Here is a 13,824-nt window from a genome sequence, read left to right as displayed (position 1 = left end):
TTGTAACACGCAGCTAGCTGATCCGTGAAGCCTATGTATTCGCTTCACGGAAGCAGCTCACTTACGGCTGTGTTGCGTTTCTACAGTTATTATCCAATTATTGAAAATCGAAAGTCGGACTCGTAGTAATGTCTCTAACAAGCTCTCTGTACGTTCCCAAATATGTCATGCCAAATGTATAGGAACCTGGCAATAATTCCTTACTAACTTTGCCACCTATCGTTTGACCGAAAGACCGCCAGCCCCCTGCATAATACTTCACACTGCCCGTGTCGATGAAGTTCCCTTGGCTATCTTTCAGCTGCACCGTGACTTTGGTCGTTTGAAACACAACCATAGGATCCGTGCCAATTGACTGTACCTTCTCTTTGTAGGTTCCCTCATACGTCATGCCGAAAGTGAAAGAACCTGGCAGCATCTCCTTGCTAGCCTCTCCGCCTGTTATTTGACCAAAAACCTTCCAGCCTCCTGCATAGTACTTCACACTACCGCTGTTCAACGGATTGCCTTGGCTATCCTTCAGTTGGACCTTTGCCTTAACCGTCTGGAACACAACCACAGGATCCGTGCCGATATGTTGCACCTGTTCTTTGTAAGTTCCCTCATAGGTCATACCGAATGTATAGCTGCCAGGTAATAGCTCCTTCGTAATCTGCCCCTCGACCGTTGAACCGATCGTCCTCCAGCTTCCTGCGTAGTATTTGGCGGAACCGCTGTCCATGAAATTTCCTAAGCTATCCTTAAGCTGTACCTTCGCCTTAACGGTCTGAAACAGGACAACAGGATTTGTACCTGTATGCTGCACCATCTCTTTGTAGGTTCCTTCATACGTCATACCGAACGTGTAGCTTTTATCGGGAAGCTGTTTACTGACTCTGCCATTGGCATCGGTTACCCCGAAATCCTTCCAGCCTCCGTCATAGTACTTGACTACACCGCCACTAAGCGGATGTCCGCTACTGTCTTTCAATTGAATGCTAACAGGCGGCTGCTCCGTATGGCTTGCTGTATATGTTAGCGGGATTCGAAAGGAAGCACCGCTCGCGATATTGTAAATAAAACCTTTATCAAAATCATTGGGGTCTTTATAGGAACGGACCATAGTAATATCCCCGATGTCGAGTTTCAAATGCGAGTTATCCACTACCGTCACGCCCCTAATGGTGTATGCAGCGTTACCGATACCATCATTTTGAATGATCACATTCTTCCCGATCCAATCCGTAGGGGTGCCCGTTGTACCTGATGTTGCAACCATAATCTCATTATGCTGCGACAATTCCTGTGTGAAGTCTACGACGACTCCAGTAACTGCGCTCACCTGCACTTGCTGAACCTCACCATTTTTTCCGATATAAGATCCGTCATGCAGATAGGTGGTTACATGTCCATCATCCTGCACAGAATACACGCCGAAGAAGCCTTTAAATGCCAATGCATAGGACTGATCCGGCAGGTCAACTGTATAGGCTTTGCTTGGATCCAAGCTGCTCACGATATAATCCGTTCTGCCGTTCTGCAAAGTTACTCCTACGGCCCGAACCTCGCTATCAGATGCAATCTGACCATTCAGCTTTACCGTCAATGGTGTAATGGAGCTAATAAAACGTTGCCCCTTATACGGCTCAATGATCGAAGTAAATAAGCTATCCAAGTTAGAGCCGCTGCGATGAGCAATCATATACCGAAGATTCGCTGGATTACCCGGCTTGTTCGTCGGCGGTACGCCGTCAGCAAGCGCAACATCGTTGACATTACCCATCATCGTTAAGCGGAGATGAACATCTGTTGGAGCTCCTGCTCCCTGACCATATACATTCCATGTATCCTTGACGTTCCAATCGATACTGAATTTGTTCGTCGGGGATGTATCTCTTTCCACATTTTTTAAATAATGAAAGCCACTGCCCATATAGAGAGGTCCATCGATATCATCGACCCTTTGCCCGTAAGGGACATTAGCACCCGCATACGTACCTGTTGGCTGAGCAGTCAAGCTGATTCCTTCCGTTGTGACGGTTCCTTCTGCGCCATGGAAACTGAAATAGTGATCATTTCCACCTTTTACGCGAAACAGGTCTACCGTATAAGAGTTCACATCATCGGCCTTAATCATGGCTGTCGTCCGTTTATACAGCGATGTCTGTGTATAAACATCGGGTGACTCCACGTCAATTAGCTTCACTAAATCTGTTTGATCAAAATGCTTCGGATCCGCAGCCCACAAGTTCTCTTTCTGTTTCCGCGCATCCACGTTCACGGTGTTATGACTAATTGTATTGACTACCCATTGTGCCCGGTGCATATCGACATTATCGGCATACTCTGGATAGCCTAGGTCTGGTGATAAATCGAGACCGAAGCCATGAACGCCAATGTTTAACGTATCTCGATGACCATGACTGGAGTTGCGTCCAAAGAACATCCATGTGTCTCGCAGCGTGCTTTCCTCATCCACTCTTGCATCTCGCAGGGCACGTGCATCCGCATTCAATAAATTCAACACGCGAACGCCCATTTTAAAGCCGCTGGCTAGCGCCTGCTTCCCGATGCCCTGGAAAGAAATATGATGCGCCCCTTGTGTGAGATTCATCCGAATTAAGGTTTCATATTGATTTAAGTTGCTCCCGTAGAAATCCATGTCTTTCACCTGCTGCCCGTCAATCGAAATACGGTACACCCCATAAGACGGAGCCTTGACCGCAAGCAGGTCTAGATCGTAGTCATCGGTTGCAGGAACGTCGAAAACAAATGTTGCGGTTTCCCCGCTTGAGTCAGCCTCCAGCTGAACGGAACCCGACTCTTCCGTAAACTTCATCGGCACACTTTGCTCCGACACCGACATTCCACCAAAACCAAGTCTTATCCCATAATCGACTTCCAGACTCTCTCCGTCTCGCAGCGCCGTAAATCCATATCCGCTTTCCGTTATGCTTTTCAAATCAAGTGTGCCGTACTGCCCAATAACCCCTTTCATACGATCCGCGATCGCGTTCGGGTTGGAGGCAAAGACATCCAAATGAATCCCATCTGTCGTGTTGTTATTCATAAAATAGGCAAGCTGTGCGTAGATAGGATCACCGTATTTATCAAAGGCTTTGACCAGATCGGTCATCCTGTAAATGAGGAAAGGATTGCCGGTACGTCCCGTATCTCCAATATTGGCTGTATATCTCTCGCTCAACAGGAGCGGATTCATAGCAGAAAACATTTTTTGAAACTTAACATTACGGTAAAGATCCGCCTCTGGGTAAAGGTCATAGCCTTCCAAAATGTCAGCCGTCATCCGATGAGTCTGAAGCCACAATGTATTATAACCAGGCGAGCTTTCGTTTCCGTTGCCATCACGATCCACATTTGATACAAGCGAGTTGAGAATATTTCCGCCAGTCAGACGGGTTGGATTACTCAGAACTTCTCCCGTTTGGAAAATAAAGTCCAACCACTCTTTCGTGTCGGGCATTGTATCGTAAACGACAGCCGCCATAGCCAGCGCGCTTTGATGCATACCGTCATTGCCAAGAATTTGCGTTTTCTTCACCGCAGGAAATACTTGTTTAATGATGCCATCTTCGATGTTACGACGAATATCCGTTCCTGAGCTTATGCCATTCGTAGCCCGGTACTGTGTAGACTTCGTTTGTAGGAACTGAACCGTTTGCGGGTCATTCATGGCTGGGAAAAAGGCATCATACGCACTCAAATACGATTTGATATTATCCGTTTCCCAAATACCTCCCACGACTTTGCCATTACCGACTGATTTACCCCAAGAGTTGAGGAACACCGCCTTGTCATATTTGCCTACATCCATGTCTGGATACATATCAGCTACGCGGTTCAACATGATTATGCCAGCTCGGGCATACTTCGTATCACCGGTATAGAGATAGGCATCCCGTAGGGTATCTAGCGCCTGCTGGATGATGGCATTCTCGCGATACCAAACAAACCAATGGACATAGTACGCAATGAAGGTGTAACGATTGCCCTGTCCGTCTACCCAACCCATGCCGTCATCAACGCCCCAAGTTGGTCCCTTCTCTGGATAGAGGGTATTCACGAGCAAGCTTCGGTCTGCTAATTCAGGCCGAAACATCCCGTGTTCATCCATACCACTGTTGTAAAAGGCACCAAAGTCATTCGTTGGAAACTTATAACCGCTGGATGGATCCACTAGTTTCCATGGTTCATTCAACGGATCGGCTCGATAGGGATAATTGCCATATTGCTCGACGGCTTTCCCCGTCACAGGGCTTCCTACGGCCTGATTAACGGCATAACTTCTAGGTAAGGTTTGACCAGGAATGGCTTCCCACAAAAAATCCAAGCCTTTCGCCAAATAGGTATCAGCTTTGGATACAGCAGCATCCTTCAGGCTCTTTGCCCATTGAAGCTGCTGTGCGTTGTACCGCGCGGCAGCAATCTTAGCCGGACTATATAACGTTGTCCTTGTCTTACTATTCATGACTTCTCCTGACCTCTTGAATGTCGCGTTGTCAAAATACACCGTACCTCCCCCCTGCTGCAAGGTGCCGAATCGCAAACTAGCATAGGCGGCCGACGCTGGGGCCACAGTGATAAGCGTCATAGGCTCCCATGTATGGTTGGTTGAACCTGCCATCGTTTGTGAGGATAAGAGAACTTTATCTGCATCCCAGAATTCGATTGCTTGTTGGGCTATCCCTGTGTTCGCGAATGCATACACACTAGAGGTGTACGTCACACCAGGTGAAACTGAGATGAGATGACTTCGCAGACCTGCTTGTTGCGTACCGCTATTGGATATTTGGACACTATGAGTCCCCTCATAGACTTGCGTAGTAGATACTTGCACAGGACCATCTACGCCACGCCATTGGCTAGGCTTTCCATTAACTAATAGCTCGAAGGTACCATTATTTAAATTAGTACTTGGCTCTGGTGGTGCTTCACTAAATTTGGCATCATCGAAGTAGGTAGTACCTACATTCGCAGCCCCCAGATATAAACGAACTGTCGCATAGGTTGCTCCTGCTGGAGCGACGCCCACTGCACGAATCGGCTTCCAAGCGCTCAGATCAATTCCCGAGACAATTACATTCGATAAATTCACATTGGCTTCATTCCAATACTCTAGGAAAACTGTTGCATTGCCCGCTTCGATATAAGCGAATGCCTCTGCTTCATACTTGACCCCTGGTGTAACTGGCATGCGATGACTTCGCACACCAATCCCAGCGGATGCGCTTGTATCTGTGATTCGTATACTACGGTCTCCCGTACGTTTCCTGACGGTTGATGAGGCAATATCACCACCAAAGATAGAGTCCCAGAATCTTGGCAGAATATCGGCCAAAGTCTCCATTCCGCCATTCCTGAGCAGGGAATTCGGATCCTGTACGACCTCCCCAAACTCAGCATCATCAAAAAAGGAGGTACCTATGTTCCCTTGACCCGCGTAGACTCTCAAACTCATCGATACTGCACCTGCTGGCGCAACGGTGGAGATATAGAGCTGCTTCCACTGATTTAACGTAGAATTCGTAGCAAGTGGGAAGGCAATTAGTGTGTTATTAGCATCCCAAAACTCAAAGTACAGCTGTGAACTCCCTTGTGTATTGTAAGAATACACGGATGACTCATATTCCTTTCCAGGCGTCACCGCGATCTTGGTGCTGCGCAACCCCACCGATGCCGTAGAGCTCAAGTCCGTTAATTGCACGCTGTAGACAGCGCTATGTACGGTATATGTTGAGGATGTCACCGTCCCGCTTATTACAGACCAACTTGCAGGCTTTCCATTAACAACCTGCTCAAATCCACCATTTGGAAGAATGGGTAAAGAATCTGCTCTTACTTGTGTAGGAATGGCAGTAAAAACGGAAATAAGCATTAAAAAGGATAGAAAAACAGCTAACAATTGCTGACTTCGAAATCGATACATAAATCATCATTCCTCTCTTATTTAAATGACAGCCCCACATATTTAAAGCGTTTTCATTTCGTATTATCGATCATTATAAAGCCCACTGCAGATCGGATACTATGCACTTATTTCAACAAAGTGTTCACTATTTCAATACAGCCTAGATAAATCATCATATAACAAAATAAAAAAGAGGTGAGCTTCTGCTCACCTCTCTAACGAATACCTAGAATGTTCTAGCTATTTATTTCACTAACGTACCCTTCGTTACACCCAACTGATTCGTCGCCTTCAGGGAACGCCACACTTGCGTGCCATTGATTTGTCCGTCGATTGCACGGCGATACAGATCGAGAATTTCCGTTACTTTCTCCGGTGTTTCTTCCAAGAACTCCACCCGGAACGAGCGGATGCCCAAGTCCATAAAGTGGTTCAAATATTCCGCACCTGACTGATCTACCGCGTTGTAGACGGTATTCCGGCAGCCCTCATCTACGCGGACAGGATGAGACATGCCCACACGATCCTGCAAGGACACACGCTTCTCTTCGCATGGACGACCACAGTTCGTGAAGTCCGTGCCTTCACTCAGGAAGGTACAGTACACGCAATGTTCGGTGTGGAACATCGGCATGTGCTGATGAATGACGACTTCGAGCTTGGATGTTTCCGCGCGGCGAAGCAAGTCAACCATCTGCTGAATGTTCAAGTCATACGAAGGTGTTACTTTCGAAAGACCCGCATCCAAGAACAAAGTTGCTGCCTTATGGTTAGCGACATTCAAGGAGAAGTCACCAATCAGCTGCGGTTGTGATGCATCTGGATTCTCAAAGCGATGCTTCAAGAAATAGTAGGCTGCGCCTGTATTACGAATCAGAACCGCATCTGGCTTAAGCTTGAGTATATTGTTAAAATAGCCCGTTTCCCCTGGCATATGAATCCGTGGTGTCACTAGCGCGATTTTGCGCCCAGCGGCATGAACGGCTTCAACAGCGGCAGGGAACTGCTTAATAAATTCAAAATCAGCATAAATCAAGTTGACGTCCGTTGTTGCTAGCACAGCTTTCACCTGATCCAAGCTACGGCAAAGTGCCGTCAACTCGACCGCATTGCGGTCCGCGAGGGATAGAGCAGGTGCATTCACAGCGGTAACAGCCGCGTGATGCTCGGTCACAGCAGCAGGCACGTCGTCGTACACGCCGACTTCGCGCTTGATGTACGCGCGCGGCTTCTGCCGCTCGTCTTCCATGAGCTCGACAGCCATGCGGCGCATGCTGTTCAATTCACGCATCGGCACGATCAGCTCCCCATCAAGCTGGACATCCAGCTCGCTGAGCTCATAAATCGTGCCGCCAAGACGACCGAACTGCTCGGTGAAGAGCTGTTCGTCCATCGGTCTTTTCTCCGCACGAACCAGCGGAAGCTCGGATTGTACGAAGACGGTGTGACCACCTTTCACATCCGTCCACCAGCTCTTGAGCGTCTCGCCAATGACACCGCTCACTTTCACGCTTACCGGGAATGTACGGTAAGGCTTGTCCGTCTCAAACGTCTGGCGCAGACGTTTGTCCAGCGCAGGATCGTTCGTCTTCCAGATACGGTCGCCAACATGCAGACGACCAAGCTCCACATCGTTTCGTCCCATCACGATTTCAATGAGGCCACCCTCGGCTTCGCCTTCGAGTTTCTCACCTTTGCGGCGCAAATCATAGATGCGCCCGCCTTCTTCCTTCTTCGTCGGGTCCCCCGCGTCGAAGACAAGCCCGTCGCCACGCTTTAATGGCGCCTCCAGCTCACAGATCACAGCATTGCGCAAGATCTGCTTGATGCGCCCCACGAAAACCCCACGGCTCTTCGGAAACGTACCGTCGACTAACTGCTTATTGTTGGTTCCTTGCAGGAACCCAACGGTAAAACCACGTGAGAAGCTTTGCTGAAGCTCACGTACTTCCTCACGAGACGGACGCGCGTCCTGTCCCTCAAAATAACGATCAATCGCTTTGCGATATTTGCTCACAACATTGGCTACATATTCAGGGGTCTTCAGACGCCCTTCAATTTTAAAGGAACGAACACCTGCTTCGATTAGCTCGGGCACGATTTCAATCGCCGCCAAATCCTTTGGCGACAACAAATACGTGACGTCTCCCATCGGTTTTTGCTCACCATCGACCATCAGATCATACGGCAAACGGCAAGCTTGCGCGCACTCTCCACGGTTAGCGGAACGCCCTCCCCACATTTCGGAGGTCAAACATTGTCCCGAATAGGACACACAAAGGGCACCATGCACGAATACTTCCATCGGAAGCTTCGCTTGATCGCCGATTTGTTTAATTTGTTTCAAGTTATTCTCACGACCTAGAACGACACGCTCGATATCGAAAGGTTTCGTAAATTCAACAGCTTCTGGCGATGTAATCGTCATCTGCGTTGAGCCGTGAATCGGGAAATCAGGTGAGATTTCACGAATCATTTTAACCAAGCCCAAATCCTGCACGATCACGGCATCCACGCCTGCATCAACACACGCCTCAATTAATTGCTTCGCATCGTTCAACTCTTCTTCGAACACGAGAATGTTAAACGTCAGGAAGCCCTGTACCCCATATAGATGAAGGAACGACATAATATCCGGCAGCTCAGCCATCGTAAAGTTATGCGCTCTCGCTCTCGCATTGAATTTCTCCACACCAAAAAACACGGCATCCGCCCCATTGGCAACAGCCGCTCGCAAACAATCCCAATCCCCCGCAGGGGCCAATAATTCTACATCTTCTCTGCGTATCGTACGCATGGCAGCAAATCCTTTCAATATCAATCCTCGGAATCCTCAAACTCTTCTCTTTAGTGTAACAGAAACGATAGGTAGGAATCTAGGGCAGGGGATAACTACGCCTAAAGCCAATATCCGACAATACAATCCGTTTCCATGCCTTTAGAAGTTAACAAACGTACCCATGAATGCTATAATGGCAAGGATAGTGACCTATATTGACAACTCTCCCATGCATCGCAAGGGCGAATTGCAATCTTTCTAGCAATCGAGGGATCCATTTGATTTTGTCGAAAATTCGCGCACGTCTACTACTGATCGGGTTAAGCCTTGGCTTCTTAGTCCTCGTGCTAATCCTTCTATTTTTGCCAAAAGTCGAGGAAACTAAGCTTCTATACGCAACTAGTGGGGATTCTTATGATATTGCTGCTTATAGTAATTTCGAGCAAACCTTGCAAGCAGGTGTTCAAATTGATAGAAAAAGCGTGCTTTCCCTCTCAGTCCGCCAGCTACGCTCATATGACGCTTTGTATCTGGATCCCGCGCTAGCGCAGGCTTCCACATGGTCCGAACAATCGGATAAGTTCATGAGCTTTGTGAAGCAGGGCGGACATCTACTGTTGGAAAATGAGTTTGCTGATCGGTTTCCACTAGACTTTCTGGGTGCTGCTGGGATCGTTGATTTAAAAAAAGTGCCCATTAGCAACTTAGTTTTAACGCCGCAGACTTCAGATTCGCTAACGCTCGGTTATCCACAGGTTTCTGTTAATCTACAAGGCATTCAGCAAACGTTTCAATTGTTTACACAAAGCTATCTCAAACATAATGCTATGGATGATATGCCTGGATTTAATCTTGGATACGGCTTTAATCCTTCCACGGGGCAGTCTGTCGTCAACATGTATAAAGCATTCGAATCGAAGCAGCCTGTTTCCCTTGTCATGCAAAATCGCGTTGGCAAAGGTGCCGTGCTCATCAGCAGTAATTTCCTGCCGAATCGGTACTTCCCTACGGGATTTGATATGAAGAGTGGTGCGGATTTGAAGCTAGGCTTTGCCCAGCTCGCCGAGAAATACCAAGCGACAAGCAAGGCAACACCAGGTACGACTTATTTCAATAAAAGAGTGATTCCGATTGAGCCGTATTTCAACTTCGCTTGGGCGGCGGCGAACATGCAGTATCGCAGTGAGCTACTCTCCTATGTCGCTAAGGAAACGCTCGGGTACAGTATAAAGAAGAGTCTTGGGCCATATGGCAGGCCAGCGATGGCGTTCCAGAACCATTTTGAGGCAATGCCGGCCATCGGGCAAAAAGACGGCATTGCTTGGGCGGAGAAGCTGAAGGAGTATAACGAGGTTCCATCGTTTACACTCGTACGCAGCGCCTTCTACTGGGGTGAATGGCGCGAGAGCGTGACGGTGCAGCTCAACACAGGAACGAATGCGAAGCCTTCGTTTGTGGGTGAACTGCCCGGCTCCGGCTACGCGAGCGGACTGCACGTGATGGCTGCCGGCATTCCATTAAGGCAAGCCACGTACCCCGATTATCGTGATCTTGCAGGCACGATTGAACTGCCGTATCGCGCGTACCCGGCCGCCGCGGATCTGAACGGCGACGGCCGCACGGACTTGCTGGCCGGCAGCAGCGATGGATTCGTGTATGTCTACACGAATCTGGGCAAGGATGAGGCGGCTTACGTCAGCGAGCCGCCGCCGAAGGGCATGGCGCTGCCCGACACGTTCGGCGCGCCTGCGAAGGTTTTGCTGGAGAGCGGCGCGCCGCTCCAGCTCAGCCCTTACAGTGCCGTTCACGCCGCCGACGTGAACGGGGATGGCCGCACGGATCTCGTCGTCTCGGACGAGTCCGGTGGGGTATGGCAGCTGCCGCAGCTCGCAGGCGGCAGGTTCGGCAAGCCCGCGGCTGTGCGCGCGGACGGAACTGCGCTGCAGCTGCCCGGAGGGCCTGCAGCGCCATCCGTCGCCGACGTGAACGGCGACGGCAAGCTCGACCTCGTCCTAGGCGCAGCCGATGGACGAGTGTGGCTGTATCAGGGCCGCAGCGCAGCGGCCCTGGATCTAAACCAAGGCAGCGTGATTGTGACGCTGCCGAACAAGGCCACGCACGCCGCGCCAGCGGTGCGTGATATGAACGGCGACGACCGACGCGATCTCGTGGTCGGCAGCAGCGACGGGGACCTGCAAGTATTCATCCAAGAATCCGCTGGCGCTTGGACTGATATTGGTCCCCTCGCAGGGACAACCTTGAACCAAGTCGGCAACCACGCATTGGTTGCTGGACATTATTCCGTTCCGCTATGGCTGGACCTCAATCATGATGGCAACGACGATCTCATTGTGGGCGGTATCGAATTCGGCTCTCCTGTGGCGATCGATGACCCGCACTTTCCTTATAAATCGGAATTAAACGAGTTCATTGCGTATGCAAAAGATCAGCATTTACAACTAAATCCGCATACATTTGTACATAATTTTAAGAGTGCTGAAGATGAGAGCACGGAGTTCAACCTGCATCAACAGGCTTTTGATAAGCTTGGTATACCATGGTTACATCCTGGAACGAACCAGCACACCTGGCGCATTAATAATGAAGATCACGATCAGACCCTGCTTACAGAGAAAGCAAAAGGCATGTGGTACAACTTCGGATTCTTACCATCCGAGTCACCTGTGCTCGCTCGTCCAGAATCAATCTGGTCGCTTCCCTTCCTTTTACAAGATCAGCAAGGGAAGACCAATGCGACAATGCTCATTCATGCTCCTACACCTGTCCTTAGGCTGGCTGGTGACAATGCGAACACGGATGTGTTCGAGTCCATGGTAAAACTAGATATGCCGATTGATTATTTCGAGCATATTGAATACCATTTTCCTGAACCTCAGAAAATTGCTAACTTAACGGAATTTGCTGATTACTTTGACAAGCTTCGCACGAAGCATGATTATAACTTTATGTCCGAAACACAGATGGCCAAATCATTCATAACCGCTATGCAAAGCGATGTGAAGATCAGCCAATCCTGGGGTTCCTACCTGTGGGATCGATTGAAGGATCGTCTCAGCGGAGGTAGTCCTCACTTCCACGCTACGCTGTCACCTGAAACATCAGGTGTTTCTCGTTTAGCTGAGGAGTATGCGGATACCTTAGGCGTCACCATTGAAAAGGGGGATAAGCTCGCCCTATACTCCCTGCAAAGCAATTCAAACATCTACACGACGATTGAGAACAAGTTATACCTCGGATTAGCGAAAAAGGCTGAGCTTCGCGTAGGTCCGTCGTCACAACAGTTCCATGTAGTCCGTTCGAATGTTCCTTTTACCCTTACTAGTGAAGGAAGCACACATCAGTTGAAGCTAGAATCAGCGGGTCTGCAGCAAGTAAAATTATTTAGTCCTGCCCAGCTCAAGTTCAGTACTTCTGAGGACACGACAATTGTTTATGATGCACCTACGATGACGTACACACTGACCCGATACGGGGACGTGACGACACTTACTTTTACCGGCCCTGTCGCAAATGCGCAGTAACCCTATCAACATTAAATCATCTACTTATTTTTGAATCAGGAGGCTTTCCCCATGTCTAATTTGTTAGAAAAGCTAGAACAGCATATTCGCGAGCGTTACGAAATTGCTGAGGACGATGACGATTTCGATGTTGATGTTCATTTGTTCGATTATGGGTTTATTGATTCCGTTGGGGCGACTGCACTCATCGCTCACATTGAGAAAACGTACAACCTACAAGTAACGAACCAAGATTTGATGCTCTATCCGATGAACACGGTGAGTGAAATTGCCGAATTTATTTCCAAGAAGACTGCGAGGTAACGGATTTATGAGTACAGTTAAAATTCCACTTACAGGCCTAGCTGAAAGCCAGCACGGTCAAGTCAAATACGCCTCAGCTTTTGCCGATGAGCACATTCAAGAAATCCTTTTGATCGATGGAGAAATCATCATCACCCACAACTCACCTAACGGCGATGAAGGGATTACTGCACGAGTTGAGCGCCTGATTGAGCGTTTCTCCCACGGTGATTTCGGATTTAAAGAAAATATTTTATTCGAAAATAAAGTCGACACGCCTTATGAAGGCGATATTATTGCTGAGCTTGCTGAGCGTAAAGCGATTAAAGTGCTAGAGCCCGGACTCTTCATCTTCCGTGAGCCTTTCTCCAGCTTAATGCGTTTCCTTGACTACTCGTTCGTCAGCAAAATTGCGAGACGTTTCGAAGGTGTCCAAGAGGAACAATATCCTGCGGTCATCAATAGTCATACGTTGAACAAAACAAATCATTTCACTTCGTTCCCAGAGCACATTCATTTTGTGACGCATCTGCGTGAGGATCTCGATGTTATCGAGGCATTCTCCCAAACGATTCGCGAAGCTGGCGGTTGGGACCAAGAGAAGCCATTGGCGCTGGATAACAACATGGTGAAGCCTAACTTCATGATGAACCCTTCTACGTGTTATCACTGCTATGAAGGTCTCGAGAATGAAACCCTTGAAGGCGACGGCATTGTCGTGACCGCGATTGCGAAATGTCATCGTTTTGAGTCCAAGAACCATTCCGACTTCGGTCGCTTACTCGACTTCTCAATGCGTGAAATCATTTTCGTCGGTAAGCCGGATTTCGTGAAAGAGAATCGCTTGAAATCGATCGAGTATTTGAAAGAGTTGGCCGTTGAATGGCAAGTAGACAGCTTACTAGAGATCGCGAATGATCCGTTCTTCACGAACGATTTCCAAGTAAAAGCGTCGTTCCAACGTAACCAGGAGATGAAGTACGAGCTTCGCCTGAACATTCCGCATGTGAAGAAGTCGATCGCTTGTTCCTCCGTCAATTTCCATAGCAACACATTCGGGAATGCGTTTAATATTAAAATGGGCAAACGTAACGCCGTTACGGGCTGCGTAGGCTTCGGTATTGAGCGTTGGGCTTTCGCGTTCCTCGCACAGTACGGTCTTGATGAGGGGCAATGGCCTGCCACGTTCCGTGAGCAGTACCACGCTTGGCAAGAGAAGGCTTTGTAAGTCTTATTTCAATTTCCCCAGGGTGCTCGTGTCATACGAACGAGTCCTTGGGTTTTCATTTTAACCACTACGAAGATAATGAGTG

At 48.7% G+C, this 13,824-nt stretch carries 5 protein-coding genes; 3 read left to right on the top strand and 2 right to left on the bottom strand.

The genetic code is table 11. The annotated features are described in order from the left end of the window. Positions 1-97: 97 nt before the first annotated feature. Both ACSQ8P_RS00730 and ACSQ8P_RS00725 read right to left on the bottom strand, forming a co-directional pair. Positions 98-5,926, bottom strand: a complete 5,829-nt coding sequence (locus tag ACSQ8P_RS00730) for a carbohydrate binding domain-containing protein (RefSeq protein WP_436233477.1) — start codon at positions 5,924-5,926, stop codon at positions 98-100. 226 nt (positions 5,927-6,152) lie between these two features. Then, the gene (locus tag ACSQ8P_RS00725) at positions 6,153-8,705 is read right to left on the bottom strand and encodes a DUF3656 domain-containing U32 family peptidase (RefSeq protein ID WP_436239423.1); all 2,553 of its coding nucleotides are present in this window, start codon (positions 8,703-8,705) and stop codon (positions 6,153-6,155) included. 266 nt (positions 8,706-8,971) lie between these two features. Here ACSQ8P_RS00725 and ACSQ8P_RS00720 point away from each other — a divergent pair, with 266 nt between their 5' ends. From ACSQ8P_RS00720 to ACSQ8P_RS00710, 3 genes are read left to right on the top strand one after another with little or no spacing between them, the layout of a single operon-like run. After that, positions 8,972-12,229: an FG-GAP repeat domain-containing protein gene (locus ACSQ8P_RS00720; RefSeq protein WP_436233476.1), complete on the top strand. Its 3,258-nt coding sequence runs from the start codon at positions 8,972-8,974 to the stop codon at positions 12,227-12,229. A gap of 51 nt (positions 12,230-12,280) precedes the next feature. After that, positions 12,281-12,532, top strand: a complete 252-nt coding sequence (locus tag ACSQ8P_RS00715; RefSeq protein ID WP_436233475.1) for an acyl carrier protein — start codon at positions 12,281-12,283, stop codon at positions 12,530-12,532. A 7-nt stretch (positions 12,533-12,539) separates the two neighbouring features. Then, positions 12,540-13,739 carry a hypothetical protein gene (locus ACSQ8P_RS00710; RefSeq protein ID WP_436233474.1) on the top strand — a complete coding sequence of 400 codons (1,200 nt, stop codon included), beginning with the start codon at positions 12,540-12,542 and terminating at the stop codon, positions 13,737-13,739. The last annotated feature ends 85 nt before the right edge of the window (positions 13,740-13,824 follow it).

The organism is Paenibacillus sp. LjRoot153, from assembly GCF_964253085.1.
GTDB lineage: Bacteria > Bacillota > Bacilli > Paenibacillales > NBRC-103111 > Paenibacillus_E.
The sequence above is the reverse complement of the archived record's forward strand: the minus strand, read 5'-3'. Positions and strand labels throughout refer to the sequence as shown.

What these genes read in the sequence shown, in the direction of transcription:
- ACSQ8P_RS00725 (WP_436239423.1), bottom strand. Translation starts at nt 8,705, where the DNA reads ATGCGTACGATACGCAGAGAAGATGTAGAATTATTGGCCCCTGCGGGG.
- ACSQ8P_RS00710 (WP_436233474.1), top strand. Translation starts at nt 12,540, where the DNA reads ATGAGTACAGTTAAAATTCCACTTACAGGCCTAGCTGAAAGCCAGCAC.
- ACSQ8P_RS00715 (WP_436233475.1), top strand. Translation starts at nt 12,281, where the DNA reads ATGTCTAATTTGTTAGAAAAGCTAGAACAGCATATTCGCGAGCGTTAC.
- ACSQ8P_RS00730 (WP_436233477.1), bottom strand. Translation starts at nt 5,926, where the DNA reads ATGTATCGATTTCGAAGTCAGCAATTGTTAGCTGTTTTTCTATCCTTT.